We start from the raw sequence: 23,604 nt of genomic DNA on the forward strand, positions 1-23,604 counted from the left end.
TTTTTTGCTGAGCATGAACTTGCAGCAAATTCCACATCCGTTAGTTTTTTAGCCTTTTATCAGGCAGCTTGAGTAAATTGCGAATAATTATATACTTGAACGATGTCTAATTTTGAAGCGTTTTTCGATTACATTCAGGAAATATCAGGCAAACCGCTTTCAGAGGATGATGAGCAATTGTTGATGGCACATTTCAAACCCAAAAAATTTCGAAAACGGCAATACTTTTTACAGGAAGGAGACGTATGCAAATATATCGGGTTTATTGTAAAAGGATCTGCCAGGACCTATACCGTAGATGACAAAGGGCATGAACATATCCTGAAATTATCTTTGGAAAACTGGTGGCTGGCCGATTTTGAAAGCTTTTACAAGTTAACTCCAAGTCGCTTTAATATTGAAGCGCTTGAGAACCTGGAGGTTCTGCAATCAACCAATGCTCAAATTGAGGAATTTTTGAAGGATATACCTGCCTTTTCAGCGATGGCGAACGTAATCAGTCAAAATAACACCATTGCAACCCAGAAAAGAATGCAGACCGCAATGAGCTATACGGCTGAAGAACGTTACGAGGATTTGATCAGCAATTATCCGCAATTTCTACAGCGGTTCCCGCAAAACATGATCGCTTCTTACCTGGGTTTATCCCCGGAAACTTTGAGCAGGCTGAAGAAAAACTCCTCTAAATAGAACCCCATCAATATATCTTCCCGGATGCAAAAAAGCGGTTAACAATGGAATATACGCCGTTGTAACCGGTCCGGCTTTCTGCTGCTTTGGCGTTTCATCCCTACCCTAAGTTGCTATTTTACAATTGCTTATCAGGTTAATGTGATATAGGTCATCACTTTGAATTGACCTATATCAAGCGTATTTAATGATTCATGTCAATCCGCAGTTCGTTACAACATAGCATCTTTGGGTATGATTCAGAACGGAAAAACCGGGATGAATTTGAATATATTAACATATAAAAATGATGAGTAAATTAAAAAATAAAGTAGCGGTAGTTACCGGTGCTTCAAAAGGAATAGGCGCATCTATTGCCAAACACTTCGCGGCAGCAGGCGCGAAGGTGGTTGTAAACTATGCCTCAAGCAAAGAAGGTGCGGATAAAGTAGTTAAGGAGATAACCGATAATGGAGGCATAGCCATTGCGGTACAGGCCGATGTATCTAAAGAAGCCGATGTAACCAGGTTGTTTAAAGAAACTGAGCATGCTTTCGGCACGTTGGATATTTTAGTAAATAACGCGGTATCTCAGGGATATGCGCCCATTGAACAAATTTCGGTAGAAGATTTCCACCAAAGTTTCAACGTGAATGTGTTAGGGCCAATATTGACCATCCAGTCAGCTTTGAAACTTTTCGGCGATAAGGGTGGAAACATTATCAATATCAGTTCGGGCGCAAGTAAATACCCTCTTCAAAATGCCTCATTGTACTCATCAACTAAAGCGGCATTGGATGCCTTCACAATAGCTCTATCGAAGGAGTTGGGTATTAAAAACGTTCGTATCAATTCTATTTTGCCAGGCGCTACAGCAACAGAAGGCGCGGCCAGCGCGGGCGTTACCGCCGGGAGTGAGTATGAAAAGATGTTTGTCGAGAAAACACCACTTGGACGTAGAGGCCAGCCCGAAGACATTGCGAAAGCTGCCGTTTTCCTTGCATCCGATGATGCAGCCTGGATTACGGGCGAGCAAATTTCCGTTTCGGGTGGTATGTATGGTTTTTAAATTCATAAACTCAAAAAAATGAAAGGCAATGACAGAATTATTGGTTGATGGTGGTGTCACCTTTTCATTAGATAAAGTCTACTATCTTGTCCTTATACATATCAAGGCCACAGGCTCTGTCTAATTGATACATAATGTTTCCATCTGCTAGTGCTTGCTTTTTCATAATAAACCTTCTTGATTATCAACGAAACACATTTTTATAAGCCTGGGCGTTTTTCTAAATCATAATACTTAGGTTGAAAGTCCCTTGCAGCGAGTGTTTAGGGACTTTCCTTTTTACTTACTTTTGAAGGCTAAAACATCCGTTTCATTAAATGCCTAACTTATGACAGGTGAATTTTATCTTTTTGTAGAAAATGAGCTGCAGAGATCGCTGCCCGCCAATTGGCAACGGATTTCTGCAGACAAACTCCTGGGCGATGAGCCTTGTAAAATAAGCCATGCTTTTTTGGCTAATATTAGAGGCGAACAAAAACTGGTCAACATCTTAATTTTACCCTTTTCTTTAAATCTGGACTCAGTGCAAGAAAACGCATTGCTCAAGCTAAGAGACTATATATTATCCAAAAGTTGTCTGTTGATTGTTATTAATGAAGAAGCTGCCGTCAAGCAATTAGGTAACACCGGGGTTTTTATTTCCGAAAATCTACAAGTGCACAGTCCGCATTTTATTTGGATGACCTGTTATAGAGATAAAAAAAATCAGACAACGTTTGACGGCAGTAATTATGAAAGTTTGCACCTGGGTTTCGCAAGCTTTTGGGATGGTACCCTCAGTTACATGGGGCCTAAAGAAGGATTTCAACAGTTGAACCTTGAAATTATGCGTGATCATTGCTGGAAATGCAAACAGGAGATCAAAACGGTAACCGGTATTGTTTTTCCCGACAGGCAATTAGACAATTGGGATAGCACAGAATGGCGATATTATAATGGCCTGCTATCGTTGAACCAAATTAAAGGCGATCATGCGGAATTGATCCGCAATTTCGTCGGGCTCCTTAGAAAAAACGATACAGCAATTACACCCGTCAACGTCAAATTCAGTCACACCATTCAAACAAGTTATTTTGCTGCATCCTGTCCGTATTGTGATTCTTTACAGGGCAGTTTTTATGTTAATGACGATCGAATCGACCTCTTGCATTCCTTACAAAGCCGCATAGACGGCAGTATGACTTATCATTCCATCGAATTGAATGTTGACCAAGATTTAATTAATTGCCTTTATGATGGTTGCGAAATTTGCGATCATTCCATACCTGGTGGATGGGGAAGGCACAACTTAGTGTAATACTCAGGATTGCCCCTGTTTTAACTCAGACTAGGCTGTGGTACTTTTCTAATTCGAAACACTAACAGGTTGCCGAATATACTAATCCTCAAAACGTCCTATGCTCCTTTATATATCACCTGTTATTATAACATGTTGGATTACTGGCTGAAAATACATACTTACCAAAAGTATCGTTGGTTAGCCACTACAAACCAATAGGATAGTTCCGCTCGGAGCACCCTGTTGGTTATTATGTGCGAATCTCTATAAGATAGGTTCGTTTCGAATTCTTTTTTCATGATGCATTTCTATGGCTATCGAGCTTATTACCAAAGAGGACCTGGAAGTATTTCGCAGGCTCTTACTTAATGATATCAAACTTTTGCTTTCCGAAAAAATCGAAGATAATAAGACCTGGCTCAGGTGTAGCGATGTGCGTCGAATGCTTAAAATCTCCACTGGAACGCTCCAAAATTTACGGATCAGCGGCAAGTTAAAATCTCAGAAAGTAGGAGGGATTCATTTTTACAGACTTACTGATATTGAAAATATGATCAGTGGTAAATCCTGATAGTCTATGTTACCAGAAGCATCAACACTCTCACGGCTATACTTAAAAATAGCCGATGATCCGCGGGTAACGGTATGGCACATTAGTTTATATACCAGTATGTTAAACTTGTGGGAGCAAAGCGGCTTTCAAAAACAAGTAAAGATTTCTCGAAAACTACTTATGGCAAGAGCTCATTTTGGCAGCATAACGACCTATCATAAATGTATCTGTCAGTTAATGGAACTTGGCTATATCTTGTATACGCCTACTTATGACTCGTATAGGGGAAGCGTTATCGAAATTGTTTTATAATTTTAGATTTAAACAATCTGATGTCCCTATTATCCGCTTTTCTCTTCTACAATGGGCATATTCATCTTTTAATTTTAATCCTTTGTTTTTTGGTATAGTCACTTTGTAGTCTTTGTGATTTGGACGGTCGCTATATTAATTCATCATGCCCGACGTTAAGGCCGGGCATGATGATGATACCGTGTTAATCTCAGAAATATTAAAGACAGCCGGGATTTTATCATCGCTCATGACGCAGCCATTATATAAACCGACATACCCGTGGAAATGCTATTGCATCCTCCAAAAAAGGAGTTATATAAACAAAAGTAACGGTTTTATTTATGAAGATAAAGCACATCTGATTGACCCCTGTTCGTCAATTTTATTTAGTGTTTCGGTTCAAATTCCAGATTGGCAATCGATCAAATATCTTCATGCCTATATTAAAACACTTATTATTATTTCTGATCCCTTGCTGCCGCTATAATCAATTACCGTTATTAATCTCCTCGATTCTTCGTTTCATCTCTTTAAGTAAAATGGGGAAACCAGGTGCAGACATAGTTCCGTGGTCAAAGCCTTGAAACTCATACAGTGTTGTTCTTTTATGGCCGGCAAGTTTCATCATACGAGCCAGGTAAGCATTTTCCTCATAACGTCCCAATAATTCCATTTCCCTATCACCGGTCATCAATAAAAGCGGCGGTGCATCTTTTCTTACCCAATAAAGCGGTGCCATTTCATCAATTACAGGTTGTGTATTTTTCATGCCGCGCTCCTGTCTAATGGTGAAATGCGTGATGGCTTGCCCGCTAAATGGCAAGGTTTCAGCAATGTCATTTGCGTCGATATTGTATTTCGCCAGGTACTGTTTATCTAATGTGCACATCAGTACCAAGTATCCTCCAGCGGAGTGTCCGGATAGAAAGATCAGCTTATTACTTCCGCCGTATTCCTTCACATGCTTAAATACCCAGGCAATTGCTGCTGCTGCATCTTCAACATAGGCGGGTGATTTCACCTTTGGAGATAACCGGTAGCCGACACCAACTACGATATACCCTTTGTTCATAAGCGCTGAAGGAAGTTGCTTTTCACCCTGGATAATGCCACCACCATGAAACCAGATTACTGTTCCTGCATTTTTTGCGGCCTTCGGATAGTAAATATCAAGCCGACACCGCTCTTTCGTGTAAGCATCCTGAGAAGCTGAATCCGGATAATACAAGATATTTTTTTTTGTAATGTATCCTTCCTGTGCTTTAGCGTGAGAAAAGCTGATCAGGATAAGAAGGAATAATATAGATCTTTTCATTTTTTTGAGGTTTGAATAGTCAGTGCAATTAAAGAGATAGCAATTTTTTATAGTCCGAGGTAACATCTTTGGCCATGATCTCATGGTCCTCAATGCTCGGGTGACCGGTACATCCGCGCGGCGTAATGATGTTATGGAAATAGATCAGCGCAACAGGTTTATCATTCGGAAACTTCTGGTCTACGCCAGCCTTTACTCTTGATAAACAAGTTTCCAGTGTTTGCTTCTTCTCACCTTTCATCATTGGGCTGTTTAATAAGGCGATCTTTACCCCGGGATGCATCTGCTTTAATCGGGATATAAAATTGATGTAGGTTTCAACGAATTTATCGTTATCAAACGCGCCGCGTGGCACTTTCCCATCACCGTTACTCAGGTCGTTAGTCCCAAGTGCAATGCTGATAACGTCAGGCTTGACTGATGAAAAATCCCAGGGTGTTCTTTCGTTTATATTTAATGTCAATCTATCATACACCTGCGGCATGGTCGGTCCATCAGAATTCCAGTTGCGGTAACAGCCGATACCGCTCACACTATTGACGATAAACTCGCAGTTCAAGGCTCTCGCCACCCGCGGACCGTACGCAAAATAGGAATTATGATGATCACCATAGACTCCGGTACCACAAGGACCTTCTGAAACGTCTGATGCAGCCCCGCAAGTGATGCTGTTGCCGATAAACTCAATGAATGATTTCCGCCTCGGCATGAACGATTGTACATCCGGCGCCTGTATTTTCAATACCAGTATCCCGCCTGTGGTCGCTTCAGTAGTTTTATAAATGGTCAATGTATGTCTGCCTTCGGACACGGCTGTGATATCGACTTCTTTGGCTGCACCTTTTTCGACTTTTATACGTTCTCCATACCTGCCATCCAATTCGTACTGAATATAGCCGACACCAACATTTTTGGCCAAAGCAAAAGTGGCTTTACAGGTGCTGCCTGTGAACTGAACCGAAAAGTGGGCGGCAGTTGAGATCAATTCCAGGCCGTCATCTCCAAGACGTGTTCTACCGACGGGCTGTAAAGCTTTCGGTCCAAGTTCAGCCGATCTTTGGTGTGGTAACGGCGTTGCCGGTCCTGACGCTTGTTTTTTATTTAAAAAACAAGCATTGAACAGTAGTGAAGTGGTTAGTATGCCGAGTGTCGACGCAAGCCGCAACGATTTGCGATTTAAAGATCGGCTCTGTAAATATTTCATTCTCATATATTGGTTATTGTTTAATGGTATCAATCGGCCAGTCGTCGGTCCTGAACAGGTTCACCGGCAGGCCCTTTTTACTGAAAAGCGTCGCCGTTGCATCTCCTGAAAAAGCATATCGCACCGCTTTTGGGTGCTTAATATCATCATTCCACACGACGACGCTATTCCCTTTGATCTCCGCATTCGCGGGAACAAATGTTTTATCTTTTCCGGAAATATAGAAGCCCCGAATATTTTTCTCCTGGCTGCTTAACCCATTTTCCGTATGCTTAAATGACAAGGTCATTTTGTTGCCGTCTATTCTGAAACTGTCATATTGCGGGACCATGTAAGTCAGTCCCCTGATCCCGTAATGGTCTCCTAAAGCAAGGTCGCCTAATCTCAAACCTACCTCTTTTTTTCTTTTTGGGTGGAGATCCGTGATGTCGTCTACCAGGTCCATAGTGAGTACCATTCCCGTTTTTTGTACCGACAGCACTTTCGATTGATCTTCCCGGATCAATGCGCCGGACAATTTTTTTCCATAGCCTGACCACGGCGCGATCTGGACATAATAAAAAGGCATGTCCTCATTCCACAGTTCCCGCCAGGACCTGATGAGTGTTGTGAGCAACCTTTTATAGGTATGCTGTCCGACATTCGCCTCACCCTGGTACCAAAGGATACCGGTGACTGGTAGATCCTTAAGGGGATAGATCATGGCGTTGAAGACCTCGCCCGGTTCTGTTGATGCATATTTATTAGGGCGGAGTTTGTTTGCTGCATTGTTCAATGCAGTGTCGGTTCTGATCGCTTCCCCCGGCAAAAATGGTTCGCCGGCGGATCCGCCCCAACTGGCATTGATGATGCCAACAGGTACGTGTAATTGTTTCTGTAATCTGACGGCAAAAAAGTATCCCACGGCACTGAAGGATCTGATCACCTTTGGCGTAGCTTTTTCCCATTTGGCATTGATACTTTCGGCAGGAAAGGAAGCGGTCAGTTTGGGCACCTGCAGGAGCCGGACAGAATCATTGTCGGTTTTGGGGATGTCATCATCATATTTTAACCCCCAGTTCATGGACATGTCCATATTGCTTTGGCCGCTGCAGATCCATACTTCTCCAATAAGAATGTCTTTCAGTATGATCGTATTCCTCCCGTCGATCCTGATCGTATACGGGCCGCCTGCCGCGGGCGTATGTATCGTAAATGACCATTTACCGTTACCCTTTACAACAGCTGTATCTTTGGCAGTTTCCCAGGAAGGCTGGATATTCACCTTTTCCGTTGGATTGCCCCAGCCCCAGATCCTAACGGCAGACCTTTGCCGGAGTACCATTCCGTCTGACAGCACAGAAGGTAAGGAAATGTCGGCCATGGCCAGCCTGCTTATGAGGACAAGGAGTATTGTCAGCGAGATCCGCAAAGTATTATGAGGTTTTCTCATAAAATTTAGTTTTAAAGTTGCTCCTCTTTTCATTTTATTCCATTTGTTTGTCAATGATTAAAAAAGAACCTTAACTATTCAACAAGTTTTGAACCCTTTTTATGATCTCCAGACAGGCGCGGCTGTTATGATAAGGACATTTCCAGATCCCTACCTTATCCTCGCCGGGCATAATGCATCCGTCCTCCAGTGCCCCCCAAAACCATTCACCGCGTTCCTTATCGATGATATGAGCTTTGGTATATTCCCAGGACTTCAGGGAAAGGGAGAGGTCCCCGGGTTCTCCGCTCAACTGATACGCATTAAAGAATCCGACCATTGCCTCGGCCTGTACCCACCAATGCCGCTCACTGATCAACTCATGCTTTGAAGGTTCAAACTCGTAGCTCAGGCTTCCATCCCCGGCCAGGCCTTCAGCCGCCGCCCGTGCCAGCCGCTGTGCTATCATCTCAAACTCAGGGATCAATTGCTCATCTTGAATGATCTCTGCGGCTTCCAGCAACAGCCAGGCCGCTTCAATATCATGTCCATAAGAAACTGTATCTGATTTCGCGACCCAATTTTCATCGAAGAACAAAATGAGGTGGCCTGATTCAGGGCTGATGATATGATCGCGGAAAATTTCCAGCAACAGCCGTATCTGCTGACGCAGTTCTTCGTTGGGCCAGCTGATATAAAGGGTGGCATAGGCCTCCAGGACATGGAGGTGGGTATTCATTGTTTTCTTCTCGTTCGCATCCTTCGGACTCAAACGGAGATCATTCAACTCCTTCCAGTCGCGCTGATAGGCTTCGAAATAACCAAGTCTGCCTCTGTCGAAAGTCCGCTCGATCAGTAAGTGATAAAGCTGTTTTGAAAGTTCCAGTGCCCGGGGCTCATCAAATGCCTGATGGTACTCACTTAAACCATAAATGGTAAATGCAATAGCATAAACCTGCTTTTTCATATCAAGGGGAACACCGTTCACATCGACGGTCCAATAAACACCACCATACTCCTGGTCGATAAAACGCAGCAGCATATAATCATAGGCGCGTTTGGCAGTTTGATGATACCTGGGATCTCGTCGCAGTTTATAAGCGGCGGAAAATGTCCACAGTATCCTGGCATTCAATACCGCGCCTTTCGGCGCTGTCGCATCGTGTTCATTGTTACCATCGATCCGGCCGATAAATCCGCCGTGTACGGAATCACAGGTTTCCGACATCCAGAAATCAAGTATATCATCTAAGGCCTGAGACACTTCATGCTTATAGTTTGTTAAAGCGGCTGCGAATGTTATTGCTGAATTGCTGATCATTTTACCTTGGTTTATATGGGCAGATTTATTGGACTAATACCAGTTTGTTCGCGTCGATGATATGACAGATCGACTGGACAGATCCGGCAGACCTGAGCTGGTCTTCCGGTGTATTCATCACATAGTCCAGTAAGCAATCTACTGAACTCAAAGCCACGTGCTGCCTGGTGTCAGAAGATGCATAATAGATGAGAACCGATCCGTCCTCATTTTTGATCCACCCGTTGCTGAACACTACATTAGAGACATCACCAACACGTTCTTCACCCTCGGGCGCGATAAAGTAACCGTTAGGCTTATGGATTACTTTCGTAATGTCATTGAGATCGGTTAGGAACATATAGAGCACATAACGGAGACCTGCCGCAGTGTTCCGTACGCCGTGGGCGAGGTGAAGCCAGCCGAATCCTGTTTTTATCGGCGCGGGGCCCAGACCATTCTTTGCTTCATATACCGTATGATATTGCTTCCGGTCGATCACCAGTTCTTCAGCTATCATGGCATTTTCCATCGAACTGCTCAAACCGAAACCAATACCTCCGCCTTTTCCGGCTTCTATAAAACTGTCCTGTGGTCTGGTATAAAAACCGTATCTCCCGTCAACGAACTCCGGATGCAAGACAACATTCCGTTGCTGCGGAGAGGGGGTTTTGAGATCTGGCAAACGATCCCAGGTAACCAGGTCCTTGGTCCTTACGATACCACATTGTGCTACAGCCGAGCTTTGATCACCTTCCGGAGCATCGGGCGCGCGGCGTTCTGTACAAAAGAGGCCATAGATCCAGCCATCTTCGTGGGCAACCAGGCGCATATCGTAGATATTTGTGTCAGGTGTTTCGTTTTCAGGGATCAGGCATGGACGCTCCCAGAACCGAAAATTATCGATTCCGTTATCGCTTTCTGCAACCGCAAAGAACGACTTCCTGTCAGCCCCCTCAACGCGGACCACCAACAGATACTTACCATTAAGTTTGATCGCCCCTGAATTGAATGTCGCATTGATCCCGAACCTTTCCATCAGATTCGGGTTGGTTTCCGGGTTAAGGTCATAGCGCCATTCAACAGGTACATGCCTGGGGGTAATTACTGGATTTTTATACCTGGTATATATCCCGTTACTTTCATCCTGGCGGGCATTTGTCTTCGTGATCAATGCTTCCTGTGCAGCTTTTAATTCGGTGTAACGCTGTTGAAATGTTGTTGTAGAGTTCATGAATTGATGATTTAATAGAGCGCCGGCCTTGCCGGTCGATATGGCCATAATTTTGTGATTTTAGTTTTCCAGTTTGTCCCACCAGTTCCGTTTAAGTATATAGGCTACGATTGCCAGTATGACCAAAGTGATGACAAGTGGCGTTTGCATTGACAGGATAAAGTACATAGGTAATATGGTGAGGCAGAGTTGCGCGATGATCCCCACCACCACATTTACCATATCGCGGCCGAACTCCTTATTTTCTTTAAAGGCAGGGTTGTCGATAAGTACGAGTGTTTTGACCGGCGCCCAAAAGCCCCAGGGCCGTACGGTTGCGTAAAAGTTTTTTAAAACATTGATATCCGTAGGCCGGGCAGAATAGGTACCGATCACGGAACCTGCGAGTGAGATCAAAAAAAGCAATGGCCAAAGGTATAGTGGTAATGTATCCGGAAAGATAAACGGAAATGTCAATGCCGCCGCGATACCAGCCAGCATCCCCCAGAAAAATCCTGCGGCATTAAATCGCCACCAATGCCATTTGAGCACGTTCGCAGCAATATAGCCTCCGTACAAGGCACCGACGATCCATTGCAATATGCTGTTGACATCCTTTACGAAGAAACCAAGGATCACACCTATGGCGACTACTAAAATACCCACGAGGTAGTTCGTTGCAATGATCTTCCGGTTAGATGCCTGAGGATCGATATATTTTAGATAAATATCATTGATAATATAGGCTTGCGCCGCATTCAGTGTGCCGGAAAAAGTGCCCATGAACGCACCCAGCAGACCGGTCAGGACAATACCCAGAACACCCGCGGGAAGAAAAGCATCCATCGCACCCGGAAGCAGCCTTTCGAAATCATAGACTCCGGTCTCTGTTACGATATTCAGCTTGTTGAAATATAGCAATGACAGGACCGTCAATCCGATGACCAGTGAATAGCGTATGGGCAATAGAACGATCGAAACGAAGCCTGTCATTTTGGACGCATCCTTAGGGGATTGAGTTGACAGTACTTTTTGCATATCGTAATTTGGCGCAGGGCCAGCCAAGCTGGCCAGAATACCTTTGAAAGACATCATCATGAAAAAGATGCCGAACAATGAGAACCCGTCATCACTGATCTTTTTATTCGCAGCAGGTATAATGTTCCGCCAATCCAGGTCGTCAAGTTTCCAGTGGAAGAATGGGGTGAACCAGCCGGGGGGCGCGACGATATGTTGATGCTGTAAATTAATGGCAGCAATGATCGCGACAGCGATACATCCAACTGTCATGATCGCATACTTGATCACGTCCCCCATGACAATACTGTGCATTCCGCCCAGTATCGAATAAAACATGGCGAACGCGGTAAAGATGATCCCATAAAAATGTGCAACATACTGCGGTGGAATGGATACAGGTACGTAGGGTTGTACATATCGCCAGGGAACAAATATCTCAATGAATTTTCCGAGACCTACAAATCCATACACGAGGAAGCCAAGGCAGCCGATCAGCGCAAATGCAACCACGATATTATGCGAGGCCTTTACGCCCGGGCCGCTTAATCCAAATCTAGTTGCCAGCCATCCCGCCCCTGTATCAGCGTTCGATCGCCTTAACCATTTCGCCAGATATACCATGTTAAATACCTGGTTGAACACCGGCCATAACCAGGGTATCCAGATACTTTTCAGTCCATAAACGAAACACAAGGATACCATCCACATCGTGCCGCTGATATCGAACATATCTGAAGCGTCGCTCAATCCGAGCATATACCAGGGCAACGACCTTCCGCCCATCAAGTAGCTGTCCTTATTTTCCCTTGACTTGTTCTTATAGTACCAACCTAAACCGATCATCATAATGAGGTAGGAGAGGATGATGGTAATATCAATAAATTGTAATCGCATATTATTTGTTTGTAGTCTGCTGACCTGTTTCCTGCACCGCGGACTACTTCTGATTTAAATTAGCTCGTTTTTTAAAGCTGGTGTATAATGAGGTTGATGAACTGTACGAAGTCTTTGCTTTTAGCTTTCCGGAGGTAACCGGGATCAAGTAATATATCCCTTTCCACGATCCTCGTTAGGGTATGCATAATTTTACCTGACCAGGTTTCGGGCAATCCTGTCGGGAAACGAATTTCATCCGGCTTTGTGATGGGCCGGATAATCCTAATACGTGAAAAGATACCGGCAATATCCTTACGAAGGCGCCCGGAATATTCGGCGCTACAGGTATAAGCCTGGCAAGATTGTTCAAAAGATGTAAAAGTCATTGTGACCATTATATGGTTATTAAGTTGGTTCAGTCATTTGAGCCGGGCGCCTTCCTTTAACATTACACGTATCCTATCCCGATCACGGGCTGCCCCAAAAAAAGTGAATGGTCAAAAATGATAAGAACTATGTCCTCGTTTGCTTAAAAAATATGGCTGATTTGTTTACCTGGTATGACCCGGTGGTAAGCAATACTGAATATACAAGCAGTTATTTTGCATCATCAGCAGTTACCGATAATGAAGATTTTTCGCGGGGAAACCGGCCTGAATGTTTTGAAATAGCCTGAATAATACGATTTAAAAACAGCCTGATCGCTTGTGTCTCGGGGAAATGATAACAGCTATCGCAATTAATCAGCCCCGGGGGGAGGATCAGCCTGGTCTTTTTAAAACACTCACGATATTATGGGGTGATCTTAACATTTGGGACCGTACTTCCGAAGATTTGCGACCCCTTCATTGTCCAAATTTGCCGATACCATAGATCAATTAGCAAACCTGTAGTAGCATAAACCTGAATCAGCGTCTCGGAACATACGCTGCAATTTGCCGCCCGGTCGGGCATCGCTGACCGGTGATGCATTTTGAAGAAAGCGGGCCGACTGAAAAATGTGCGGAGCAAGATGAGGGAAGTTCGACAGGAACAAAGGTTGCTTGGTGCGCGGGGGGAAAATACATTTAAATCATAGTAATCATGAATTACAAAAGCGGGAAGAATTATATGAACGGAAATCTGAAGATCATTACGGTTATCACCTTTTTGTTGATCTTTAATAGCAGCACGGGGTATGGTCAGCATGCCAGGCTAGCAGATAAAAAAGCATCCGGAGCAACGGTGGCCCTGGGTGATAACCTTTATTACCTTGCACAGAATTTTATTCTTTTCGGACATCAGCATGCCATGGAATACGGTCACGGCTGGAGTGGCGACGCGGAACGTTCCGATGTGAAGTCGGTTACCGGTTCCAACCCTGCTGTCGTTGGGATTGATATTTCCGAAATCACCAATGTGCCGGCACTCCAAAGTTCGTACAATCAGGAAAAACTGCGTAAGGAGGTCGTTGAAACCAATAAACGAGGCGGCATAACGACCATTGCCTGGCATTTTTCCAACCCGGTTTCACCCGGCGGCTTTTACTGGAATGATTCCCTGTCAGTTCCTGCCGTTAAATACATCATTCCCGGTGGGCTATACCATGAAAAGTATAAGGAAATCCTTCGGATGATCGGCCGTTGGGCCATTTCGTTAAAGGATAGTTCGGGGAATGATATTCCTGTCATATTTCGTCCTTTCCATGAAATGGACGGAGACTGGTTCTGGTGGGGAAAAGCGCATTGTTCGAAAGCGGAGTTCAAAAAGCTTTGGCAATTCACCGTTCGGTACCTTAAAAAAGATTGTGCGGTACACAATTTTATCTATGCCTTTTCCCCCGACTGCAAATTTGAGAATACGGCAGATTACCTGGACCGGTACCCCGGGGACAGGTGGGTTGATCTTTTGGGCATGGATGATTATGCCGATCTGGGCCGGGACGGCTATCATCTTGATAATGCAGTAAAGAAACTAAAAATTGTTTCAGACTATGCAGTTAAAGCAAAGAAGTTGGCAGCCTTTACAGAAACGGGTCTGGAATCGATACCCAATGCCACCTGGTGGACACAGGTTCTTTTAAGAGCAATCAAGGGACAAGGACTCAAATTGTCCTATGTCCTTGTATGGAGAAATGATATGCATAGCCCGACACATTTTTATGCACCATTCCCAGGTCAGGTCAGCAGTGACGATTTTATCAGATTTTATCATGATCCTTATACTTTATTCGAATCGGACATAAAAACACTGGGGATTTCCTCGGTTGCCGGGAACCAATACACCGGATCTCAACCCTGATCAATTACCACTTTACCAATTACTACACCTGAAATTTAACTTTTTGATCTGGTTATGAAGCATAAACACCTCGTCCTTTTGGTTTTCCTTCTGAAAACTTCATTTGCTTTCACACAGACTGACCGGCCAACTGATAAAGAGAGTACACCAGAGGCTGTCCATCTGTATAAAAAACTGAAAAGCCTGAACGGAAAATACCTCGTCGGTCATCAGGACGCGCTGGCTTATGGTGTCAACTGGAAGTATGTTGACAGCGCATCGGATATCAAAAATCTGGTCGGCGATTATCCCGCGTTATACGGATGGGAGCTTGGAGGCATAGAACAAGGGGCACCGAAAAACCTTGATGGCGTGCCGTTTGACGCGATGCGGCAATTTATCAAGGATGGCTATAGACGCGGAGGCGTCATTACGATCAGCTGGCACGCCCGCAACCCGGTAAACGACAGTACAGCCTGGGATACCACCAGGCATTCTGTTGCCAATATCCTTCCGGGACAGCGGTATCATAAGAAATTTGTACGGAATCTTAACCGTGTCGCGGTGTTTCTGAGTTCACTAAAAGATGACACCGGCAAACCGATACCCATACTATTCCGGCCTTTTCATGAATGTACAGGAAACTGGTTTTGGTGGGGCGTTACCGGGGGCAACCCGTCAGAGTTCAAACAGCTTTTCAGATTCACTGTCGGTTATCTTCGTGAAAAAATGAAATTACATAACTTGCTGATCGTCTATAATACAGGTACAGAATATGATAATGAAGACGAATTTTTAAGGCTCTATCCCGGCGATGATATTGCTGACGTCGTATCCTTTGATACCTATGAGCGCGGAGACCCTGAACTTAGCTATGATTTCGCAGAAAAATTGGACAGTAAACTGGGTATTGCAGAACGGATGGCTGCCAGACACGATAAGATCGGAGCAATAGCGGAGATCGGATACAACGGAATTCCGTTGAGCCGGTGGTTCACAAAGATCATTGAACCCGTATTTAAAAAACATAAGTTTGCATATATGCTACTTTGGCGGAATGCAGGCTATCATTTAAAAAGCGGCAAAATGGAATATTATGCGCCTTTTGCAGGACATCCCTCGGCAAGTGATTTTTTAGATTTCTATAAGGCCCCGGAAACGATCTTTGGTCAGGAAGCGAAGGAACTAAGTTTTTACACCCCATAAAGGATGCGTTAATATTGAAAATATTGCCGTTTAAACTATGAATTAATATATTCAATCTGGCTTTGCTGATGGCTATAAAACCTAATTACGAAATGTCCCTGAGAAACTCATATAAGGTGTTGTTCAGTTTTGCGTTGATATTATCAGCTATAGCAGGATATGCTCAACGCGCGCCGGATCAGTTTTCGCATTTATCGGTCAGGGACGGACTGCCGCATAATCAGGTCAATTGCATTTACAAAGATTCAAAGGGTTTTATTTGGTTCGGCACACTCTCAGGCCTTGCAAAGTACAACGGCTTTGATTTCAAAGTATATAAACACTCGGTAAGTGATAGCACGACACTGGATGATAACGACATCCGGAGCATCAGTGAAGGACCGGACGGGTTACTTTGGGTACAAAGCCGTAAAGGGTTTTCTTTGTATGATGAACGGTTAGATCGTTTTCAGCGAAAAGCAGCCGCTAATCTCCGAAAATTTTCTATTACGGAAAACAAGATACGGGCACTCAAGAAATTTGGGAACACCAGATATCTTTATATTTCGATGATCTCGGGGTTTTACCATTATAATTCACAAACCAAGAAGCTGGACCATATAAACCATGTCATCGGAAAAACAAATACTATTAATGCTGTTCCCATTGTCGATATTGGAATTTGTCAGAACGGTGACCTTTGGGTGCTGCATGCTGATCTCGCCCTTGAGCGCCTCGATCATGCTGACTATTCTGTAAAAAAACGTATCGTAACATTTTCAAATATGTTCCCGGGCGAGAACGCCACCTATAAGGTATTTGTTGACCGGCAGGACGGTATTTGGATATATGATCTTTCTAACCCGATCGGAGCCTTTTATATTGACCCTGTATCCTACGCGATCCAGAAATTAAACAGGAGTTCTGAGCCAGTCAGGTTGAACTCAAATGTTATATCCGGTATTGTACAAGCTGCCGATGATAAGATATGGATAGCGACCGATCATGGTGGCATTAATATTCTCGATAAGAAAACCAATCAGATCACGTATGCATTAAATTCTGAAAATGATCCCAAAAGTTTGGGACAAAACAATTTAACGACCATCTACTGCGATGACTTAGGTACGATCTGGGCAGGAACCTATCGGCGGGGTGTCAGCTATTTCCATCCGGGGGGGATTAAATTTCAGATCACCAGGATCGACGGCGTCAGGAACAGCCTTGAATATAACGATATCAATGCGGTCACCGATGCCGGAAAGGGCAGGCTATGGATCGGTACCAACGGTAAAGGGCTGTGTTATTATGACCGGACATCGAAGCTCCTGAAAAACTTGCAGCATGACCCGGAAAACCCTAACTCCATATCCAATGATGCCATTGTCTCCATCACCAAGGGCAAGGGGTCTGAACTTTGGATCGGCACTTACGGCGGGGGACTTGACCTTTTCGATGGCAGTAATTTCAGACATTTCAGTACAAAATCTACCGGCGGGCGTCTAAGCAATGACAGGGTCTCAGGAGTACTGAAGGATTCATTCGGGCGATTTTGGGTGACCACTATGGGCGGTGGGATCAATCTTTTAGACGAAAGAAGTCAACAATTCAAGGTTTTCCTGCGCAGCCCCGGCCATTTGGAATCCAACTATATCTTCAATGTGCTGGAAGACGATCTGGGCAATATCTGGTTTGCAACAGGTTACGGTCTAAGCGTTTTGAAAAGAAATAAGAGTGAACTTGAGACCATATTAAGCAAGGATAACGGGGGAAATGAGTTGATCAATAATTCGGTGAACATTCTGAGGAAGGATAACAGGGGAAATTTATGGATAGGGACACGCGAGGGCCTCAGTATTTACAATATCGCTTCAAATCATTTTTACAATTTTACGGTGAAGGACGGTTTGCCGAGCAATAATATACAAAGCATCGAGCCGGCAGGCAGCCATGAATTCTGGATCAGCACATCAAATGGTCTATCTAAAGCCATTGTAGCAGATGAACAGCGCCACAAAATTCGGTTCATCAATTTTGACGAATATGACGGCCTTCAGGGAAAGGAATTTAACAGGAGCGCTTCCTGCCGGCTATCTTCCGGGGAATTGGCTTTTGCCGGTGCAGATGGCCTCAATATCTTTCAGCCGGCCGGGATCCGTAATCTGAATAGTAAAAGCGCATTGGTTTTTACCGATCTCTTTCTTTTTAATCAACCGGTAAAAGTTGATGAGAAAGCTGAAGGTTCAGTGGTCTTAAGGAATTCCATCAATGAAACCGGCAGTATCACGCTTAATAGCCATCAGAACGTATTTACGATAGCCTTCGCCTCCCTCAATTATCTTGAGCCGCATAAGGTGAAATATCAATACATGCTGTCCGGCTTCGATAAAAACTGGATAACTCCGGACGATCTTTCGAGAAAGGCCACTTATACCAATCTGGATGCCGGCAATTACAAATTCCTGGTGAGGGCGTCAGATCCGGATGGGGTTTGGGACGCTGATCTTAAACAACTGGAGATCCATATACTGCCGCCTTTTTATAAATCCACCTTAGCTTACATCCTATATATCATAAGCTTTGGGATCGTACTTTATCTTGTCCGACGCAGAGGGATACAGAAACTGCGTTCTCAGTTCAGTGCCGAGCAGGAAAAGAGAGAACTGCAGATCAGCCTTGAACAGGAAAGACAGGCCGCCTTGCAAATGGTGGAGCAAGAACGTGTCGAGGCTTTGCGCATAAGGGAACTGGATGCGTCCAAGATCAAATTCATTACCAATATCAGTCATGAATTCAGAACACCGCTTTCTCTCATCCTTGCCCCGGTAGAAAAGATCTTACATACCAAAGATCTGCATGGGCATCTTCAGGAACAATTTGTTGTTATTCAGAATAATGCGGCCCGGCTGCTCAACCTCGTGAACCAGCTCCTTGATTTTCGCAAGATGGAAGCGAAACAATTGATGCTTCAAAAAAGCAACGGTGAATTTGTTTCCTTTGTAAAAGAAATAGTGCTCTCCTTTAAAGATCTGGCAGATAAAAAGAACGTTGATCTAAGTTTCAATTCCATGATCGGAGAATATACATTTCCGTTCGATCGCGAAAAAATTGAACGGGTATTGTTGAATATTTTGTCAAACTCGTTCAAATTTACGCTGGAAAATGGTAAAGTAGCCGTATTCCTCCAGACCAGCGAGCATCAAGATTCGATAGAGGTTAAGATCAGGGATACCGGCATAGGTATTGCCCAAGATCAGCAGGAAAAGATCTTTGGTTCTTTTTACCAAATTGAGATGCCGGATTCCATAGTCAATCAGGGCAGTGGGATAGGGCTTTCCATCGCCAAAGAATTTGCCGAATTGCATGGCGGGCATATCGAGATTGAAAGCGAACCTGGCTTTGGGAGCTGTTTTACATTAATTTTGCCTATACCTGCCGGAGAGGATCTTAAGGATGATGCTAAAGCTCCTGTAGAGGCCCCCTGCAAAGCAGAACAACTTCCAGGCCAGGGAGAAGTTACGCCAAGAGAGCAGAAACAGAAGAAAGCCACCATTCTCCTGGTAGAGGACGACGCGGATCTGCGTCACTATTTGAAGAACAGTTTAGGTGAGCGCTATTTGGTCATAGAAGCGAACAATGGAAAGGATGGCTGGCAAAAAACCTTGTTCCATCACCCTGCCGCAGTCGTAACTGACATAACGATGCCGGAAATGAACGGTGTAGAGCTCTGTAAAAAGATAAAATCCGATGAGCGTACCCGGCATCTGCCTGTTATTTTGCTGACTGCGGTAAATGGGCTGGAGCAACAGCTGTACGGACTTGAATCCGGTGCAAACGACTACATTACGAAACCCTTCAGTGTTGAGATCCTGCAGGCTAAGTTATCCAACGTATTATCCCAGCAGGAATCTTTTAAAAAAACCTATCAAAAAAGACTGGAGATAAAGCCGCCGGAGGTGGAGGTTGAGACCCCTGATGAAAAGTTCTTACAGGAACTGATCGATTATCTCGAAAAAAATATCGCTAACAGCAATTTTTCTGTTGACGAGTTGAGCAACCTGGTATTGGTAAGCCGCGTTACCTTATACAAAAGGATCGTTGCCCTGACAGGAAAGACCCCGCTTGAATTTATCAAATCATTCCGTTTACAAAGAGCTGCGCAGCTTCTGGAAAAAGGGAATTTCACGGTTTCGCAGATCACCTACAAAGTAGGCTTCAAGACTACCAAAAACTTTGTAAGATCATTTAAAAACGAGTTTGGGATGATACCTACAAAGTATTTGGATTCAAGGACCGCGCGCCATGAGCCTGCTGAGTAGCAGCAACCGGAGGTTCCGGGTCGTGGCCTGAAAGGTGTTATGGTCATGCAAGTATGTTGAACGGTTACTATTTTGCCGGGAGTAACGCCAGTCATTATCTACCGGTATTAAAAAATTAAACCAGCGGCCGGTTCGTACCGCGGTATCTCGTCAGTCAGGCCATTGCCCTGTTCCCGAACAACTGACCTGGCACAGATATCCTCCTTCCATCAACTCAAATGTTAGCTCTGGCGGCTATGATCTGCTTCTATACGTTGTTTTCCCGGGATCCAGGTACCTGCAGTGTTTGTTCCCGGGATTAACCGCTGATCTGATCTTAAAATAAACATTGTGCGGGCAGACTAAACACTTCGATCATTGACTTATTCAGTGCTTTAACAGTTTCGGGATGCATATCAAAATAGTTCGGGTACGGCCAAGGATCCGGATTTCGTCGTTAATAATCCTGGTGTCTTACATCATTGGCAGGATTCAGCTGTTTTAGCCATTTTACTTAACATATGATGCCCTATTTATTCCGATACCGGTCTTTATCAGCCGCTATTTTTAATGACCAATAGGACAGCGGGCCCCCGGATTAACTGATGGTTACCTATGATCCCCGTTTTAGAACACATGTTAAACCATATGATGAAAACATCGCTATTTGAAGAAATTATACCGTTTGCTACAGGTGAGTGTATCAATGTCACCATGCGCGGAAAGGATAGGTTCAATTCTGCTGTTCACTTTCACGAAGAGATCGAGATCAATTTGATCATCGGCGCCGCGCAATCACAAAGGATCATCGGTGATCACATTGGAGCATCTCAGGATATTGAACTTGTTCTCGTCGGTTCAAATTTACCCCATACCCGGCTACTTCACAATTGTGCCAACGATGCTGTTAAAGAGATCAGTTTACATTTTCCAAAGGACCTTTTAAGCGACAAAATGCTCAGCAGGAACCAATTTTTCCCTGTTCGGAAAATGCTTGAACAATCACCGCGGGGAATTTTATTTTCAGAAACCGTTGCGCATGGATTGTCGGCGCGCATCAACGCGATGTCAGCAAAGAAAGGGTTTGGAGGAATTATCGAATTGTTTTCCATATTGTTTACTATGGCCACGTCTACAGGAATGGAACTGCTCGCAAGTTATGATCTCGGACATCGCATATTAAGATCCCATAAATGTGCCAGAATTGGAGACGTTAACTATTACCTGAAGAACAATTTCGATAAGGACATACCGCTAAAGACTTTGGCTGAAATTGCCCAAATGAGCGAGAGCGGCTTCAGCCGTTTTTTTAAAGGAGGTACCGGCGTTACTTTTAAAGAACGACTGACCGAGATCCGAGTAGGCCATGCTACGCGGATACTGGCGGACACGAACGACAGTATCTCAGAGATCGCCTATCAATGCGGGTTTAACAACCTTTCGAATTTTAACCGGGTCTTCAAACAATGCCGGGGGTGCACCCCAACTGAATTCCGAAGCACCATCCTAAAAACCGTAAGCCTGGAATAAAATCTTTCTAAATGCTATTTCTTAACAACATGCGCCCCGATATGCACGCTTTTGCCTCAGCACTTCTGACTGCAGGTGTTTGTTGCCAGAAACAAAGATGATAGTAGATATTCACTGTTGTTTTAGCGTGGCTTTACATTAGCGCCCCTCTTTTTGATCAAAGCAAGTTTGGCGACAACTTAGTTTTATGCAACCAATTATCCTTCAGCGTGGTTCCGGAAACGCCCCTGACTGGATATGCAGGACTGATCACAGCTTTCGCAGGAAGCTGTGATCAATTACGTTGTTGAAAACCACCAATCTATAAACCATAAATCTAACTGAAATGAGAACAGATCAACTAAGAGTCAAAGGCCCGTTTACAGCCTTTTTATTTATTCTTGTATTTATTACAGCTTGTAAAAAGCAAGATAATGAACACAATACACCGGTAATACCAACTGCGACGAATTCCTCGGGCAGAGTGCAAACCTTATCCGTGCAATCAGGCCCCAAGCTTGAAGCAGAATCGGGAACTTTGTCCGGCGGCGCGGTCAGCGTAGCTGATACCGGCAGGTCGGGGGGATATTTTGTGGAACAGAATGCAGGCAATATTTCGTATCAGGTTTCTATTCCTGCTAATGCTTATTATAACATTTATATCAGCGCGGCTTCTCCTTATGCAACGAAAACCAATATCCTCAGCATAGATGGCAGTGATTATAATTTCACGATCGCACAAAATGCTGCTTTTGCAGAATACAAGATCGCCAGCACTTACTTTCTTGCAGCCGGTACACGGACAATAGCCATCAATAAATCCTATGGTTATCTCCAGATCGATTACGTCAGGATAGAGATCCTGATCAATCCCTCGCTGGTAACACCTGGAGCAAGTCCCGAGGCCAATAATGTATACCAGTTCCTAAGAAATAATTACGGCACCAAGATCATTTCGGGGGTAATGACCCTAAGTAGCTTCGACGAAACGAACTGGTTAAAAACAAATACCGGAAAGGAGCCTGTGATTATGGGGGTAGACTTCATGAATTCCAACCGCGGTTACACCTGGTATAACAATCTGACGCCTACTAACAATGCAAAAACATGGTGGGACAAGAACGGTATACCTGTTATGAATTGGCATTGGCGTGACCCTTCCAGGGCAACTGAGTCTTTTAATTATCTGAGCACAGCTTTCCCGAATGGCGCAACTTTTGATGTGACGAGTATTCTGACGCCTGGTTCGACAGGCTATAACCAGATGATCGCTGATATTGATTATGTTTCGAATTTGCTGGTCACCTTACAAAGTCAGCATGTACCAGTGTTATGGCGGCCGCTTCATGAGGCTTCGGGCGGCTGGTTCTGGTGGGGAGCAAAGGGATCGACAGCCTACAAAAAACTTTGGCAGGTGATGTACGACCGAATGGTGAACTACCACGGGCTGAAAAATCTGATATGGGTATGGACCAGTTTGCCCGGTGACTATTCGTGGTATCCCGGTGATGCGTATGTGGATATAGTTGGCGATGATATTTATGTCACAGGTGATCACTCATCGCGTATATCGATCTACAACTCGATGCGGGCTACTTACAATTATCAGAAAATGGTGACCATATCAGAATGCGGATCTATGCCCGACCCCGACAACCTGGTGGCCGACGGCGCAAAATGGTCTTGGTTTATGCCCTGGTATGGTAAATTTACTGAATCGAGCACTTATAATTCGCTGGCTTTATGGCAAAAAACCATGGACCATGCTTATGTGATTACGCTGGATGAAATGCCATCCCTGCATTAAATCCTTTGTTGTCAGTTGATTTTGGTGGTTATTCAACTGTAACTCTTGCAAAGCACATCGTGCGCAAAGCAGCGGGCGATGTGCCTTTTCAATTTAAACTTAACATTCGGGTCATGTTTTTTTAGCAATCCTGCCCGTAAATCGACAAACAATAAAAAACAATGGACGGCAGAAAATTTATTAAAGCTAATGCAGGCATGGCCGCAGCATTGGCTTTACCTGCCGTTTTCGGAGATCAGTATCAAAAAGCAGCCCATAGCATATTGAAACAGGAGGTTTTTATTTGTAATTCATTGATTTGCAGTATTTTTTAATCTTGATTAACATTTCGGCACCTTTTTTT

Annotated in this window: 17 protein-coding genes; 10 read left to right on the forward strand and 7 right to left on the reverse strand. The window is 44.2% G+C overall.

The genetic code is table 11. The features are described from left to right. Positions 1-102 precede the first annotated feature (102 nt). From FHS10_RS01645 to FHS10_RS01655, 3 genes are all read left to right on the forward strand, one after another. On the forward strand, positions 103-690 hold the full coding sequence (locus FHS10_RS01645) for a Crp/Fnr family transcriptional regulator (protein WP_259087031.1): 588 nt from the start codon (positions 103-105) through the stop codon (positions 688-690). Positions 691-976: 286 nt separating this feature from the next. Further along, positions 977-1,738, forward strand: coding sequence for an SDR family NAD(P)-dependent oxidoreductase (locus FHS10_RS01650; protein WP_259087032.1), 762 nt, complete (start codon positions 977-979; stop codon positions 1,736-1,738). A gap of 328 nt (positions 1,739-2,066) precedes the next feature. Further along, positions 2,067-3,035 (forward strand): hypothetical protein, encoded by a 969-nt coding sequence (locus FHS10_RS01655; protein WP_259087033.1) that lies wholly within the window; start codon positions 2,067-2,069, stop codon positions 3,033-3,035. A gap of 1,316 nt (positions 3,036-4,351) precedes the next feature. On the opposite strand, the gene FHS10_RS01660 is transcribed toward FHS10_RS01655, so the two are convergent. The 7 genes from FHS10_RS01660 to FHS10_RS01690 form a co-directional block, all read right to left on the reverse strand. Beyond that, on the reverse strand, positions 4,352-5,179 hold the full coding sequence (locus tag FHS10_RS01660) for an alpha/beta hydrolase (RefSeq protein ID WP_259087034.1): 828 nt from the start codon (positions 5,177-5,179) through the stop codon (positions 4,352-4,354). A 28-nt stretch (positions 5,180-5,207) separates the two neighbouring features. Beyond that, entirely contained in the window at positions 5,208-6,383 is a 1,176-nt protein-coding gene (locus FHS10_RS01665) for an SGNH/GDSL hydrolase family protein (protein WP_259087037.1), read from the reverse strand. Between the two features lie 13 nt (positions 6,384-6,396). Further along, positions 6,397-7,815 (reverse strand): sialate O-acetylesterase, encoded by a 1,419-nt coding sequence (locus FHS10_RS01670; protein WP_259087039.1) that lies wholly within the window; start codon positions 7,813-7,815, stop codon positions 6,397-6,399. A 70-nt stretch (positions 7,816-7,885) separates the two neighbouring features. Next, complete coding sequence (locus tag FHS10_RS01675; protein ID WP_259087041.1) at positions 7,886-9,115, reverse strand: AGE family epimerase/isomerase; 1,230 nt, start codon at positions 9,113-9,115, stop codon at positions 7,886-7,888. Between the two features lie 25 nt (positions 9,116-9,140). After that, positions 9,141-10,328 (reverse strand): glycoside hydrolase family 130 protein, encoded by a 1,188-nt coding sequence (locus tag FHS10_RS01680; protein ID WP_259087189.1) that lies wholly within the window; start codon positions 10,326-10,328, stop codon positions 9,141-9,143. 60 nt (positions 10,329-10,388) lie between these two features. After that, positions 10,389-12,221, reverse strand: a complete 1,833-nt coding sequence (locus tag FHS10_RS01685; RefSeq protein WP_259087043.1) for a sodium:solute symporter family protein — start codon at positions 12,219-12,221, stop codon at positions 10,389-10,391. Positions 12,222-12,292: 71 nt separating this feature from the next. Then, on the reverse strand, positions 12,293-12,589 hold the full coding sequence (locus FHS10_RS01690) for a hypothetical protein (protein WP_259087044.1): 297 nt from the start codon (positions 12,587-12,589) through the stop codon (positions 12,293-12,295). A 152-nt stretch (positions 12,590-12,741) separates the two neighbouring features. Between FHS10_RS01690 and FHS10_RS01695 the strand changes: the two genes are divergently transcribed. From FHS10_RS01695 to FHS10_RS01725, 7 genes are all read left to right on the forward strand, one after another. After that, positions 12,742-12,879, forward strand: a complete 138-nt coding sequence (locus FHS10_RS01695) for a hypothetical protein (RefSeq protein WP_259087045.1) — start codon at positions 12,742-12,744, stop codon at positions 12,877-12,879. A 407-nt stretch (positions 12,880-13,286) separates the two neighbouring features. After that, positions 13,287-14,483, forward strand: a complete 1,197-nt coding sequence (locus tag FHS10_RS01700; protein ID WP_259087047.1) for a glycoside hydrolase family 26 protein — start codon at positions 13,287-13,289, stop codon at positions 14,481-14,483. A 54-nt stretch (positions 14,484-14,537) separates the two neighbouring features. Further along, positions 14,538-15,668 (forward strand): glycoside hydrolase family 26 protein, encoded by a 1,131-nt coding sequence (locus FHS10_RS01705; protein ID WP_259087048.1) that lies wholly within the window; start codon positions 14,538-14,540, stop codon positions 15,666-15,668. A 68-nt stretch (positions 15,669-15,736) separates the two neighbouring features. Further along, positions 15,737-19,966: a hybrid sensor histidine kinase/response regulator transcription factor gene (locus FHS10_RS01710; protein ID WP_259087052.1), complete on the forward strand. Its 4,230-nt coding sequence runs from the start codon at positions 15,737-15,739 to the stop codon at positions 19,964-19,966. A gap of 627 nt (positions 19,967-20,593) precedes the next feature. Further along, the gene (locus FHS10_RS01715; RefSeq protein WP_259087053.1) at positions 20,594-21,475 is read left to right on the forward strand and encodes an AraC family transcriptional regulator; all 882 of its coding nucleotides are present in this window, start codon (positions 20,594-20,596) and stop codon (positions 21,473-21,475) included. Positions 21,476-21,800: 325 nt separating this feature from the next. After that, entirely contained in the window at positions 21,801-23,261 is a 1,461-nt protein-coding gene (locus FHS10_RS01720) for a glycosyl hydrolase (protein WP_259087055.1), read from the forward strand. Positions 23,262-23,422: 161 nt separating this feature from the next. Further along, complete coding sequence (locus FHS10_RS01725) at positions 23,423-23,575, forward strand: hypothetical protein (RefSeq protein WP_259087056.1); 153 nt, start codon at positions 23,423-23,425, stop codon at positions 23,573-23,575. Positions 23,576-23,604 lie beyond the last annotated feature (29 nt).

Source organism: Mucilaginibacter dorajii, assembly GCF_024808255.1.
In the GTDB taxonomy this organism is placed as follows: Bacteria; Bacteroidota; Bacteroidia; order Sphingobacteriales; family Sphingobacteriaceae; genus Mucilaginibacter; species Mucilaginibacter dorajii.

Bases quoted from the DNA above. Each gene is read 5' to 3' on its own strand.
- FHS10_RS01645 (WP_259087031.1), top strand. From the start codon at position 103: ATGTCTAATTTTGAAGCGTTTTTCGATTACATTCAGGAAATATCAGGC.
- FHS10_RS01650 (WP_259087032.1), top strand. From the start codon at position 977: ATGATGAGTAAATTAAAAAATAAAGTAGCGGTAGTTACCGGTGCTTCA.
- FHS10_RS01655 (WP_259087033.1), top strand. From the start codon at position 2,067: ATGACAGGTGAATTTTATCTTTTTGTAGAAAATGAGCTGCAGAGATCG.
- FHS10_RS01660 (WP_259087034.1), bottom strand. From the start codon at position 5,179: ATGAAAAGATCTATATTATTCCTTCTTATCCTGATCAGCTTTTCTCAC.
- FHS10_RS01665 (WP_259087037.1), bottom strand. From the start codon at position 6,383: ATGAAATATTTACAGAGCCGATCTTTAAATCGCAAATCGTTGCGGCTT.
- FHS10_RS01670 (WP_259087039.1), bottom strand. From the start codon at position 7,815: ATGAGAAAACCTCATAATACTTTGCGGATCTCGCTGACAATACTCCTT.
- FHS10_RS01675 (WP_259087041.1), bottom strand. From the start codon at position 9,115: ATGATCAGCAATTCAGCAATAACATTCGCAGCCGCTTTAACAAACTAT.
- FHS10_RS01680 (WP_259087189.1), bottom strand. From the start codon at position 10,328: ATGAACTCTACAACAACATTTCAACAGCGTTACACCGAATTAAAAGCT.
- FHS10_RS01685 (WP_259087043.1), bottom strand. From the start codon at position 12,221: ATGCGATTACAATTTATTGATATTACCATCATCCTCTCCTACCTCATT.
- FHS10_RS01690 (WP_259087044.1), bottom strand. From the start codon at position 12,589: ATGACTTTTACATCTTTTGAACAATCTTGCCAGGCTTATACCTGTAGC.
- FHS10_RS01695 (WP_259087045.1), top strand. From the start codon at position 12,742: ATGGCTGATTTGTTTACCTGGTATGACCCGGTGGTAAGCAATACTGAA.
- FHS10_RS01700 (WP_259087047.1), top strand. From the start codon at position 13,287: ATGAATTACAAAAGCGGGAAGAATTATATGAACGGAAATCTGAAGATC.
- FHS10_RS01705 (WP_259087048.1), top strand. From the start codon at position 14,538: ATGAAGCATAAACACCTCGTCCTTTTGGTTTTCCTTCTGAAAACTTCA.
- FHS10_RS01710 (WP_259087052.1), top strand. From the start codon at position 15,737: ATGGCTATAAAACCTAATTACGAAATGTCCCTGAGAAACTCATATAAG.
- FHS10_RS01715 (WP_259087053.1), top strand. From the start codon at position 20,594: ATGATGAAAACATCGCTATTTGAAGAAATTATACCGTTTGCTACAGGT.
- FHS10_RS01720 (WP_259087055.1), top strand. From the start codon at position 21,801: ATGAGAACAGATCAACTAAGAGTCAAAGGCCCGTTTACAGCCTTTTTA.
- FHS10_RS01725 (WP_259087056.1), top strand. From the start codon at position 23,423: ATGGACGGCAGAAAATTTATTAAAGCTAATGCAGGCATGGCCGCAGCA.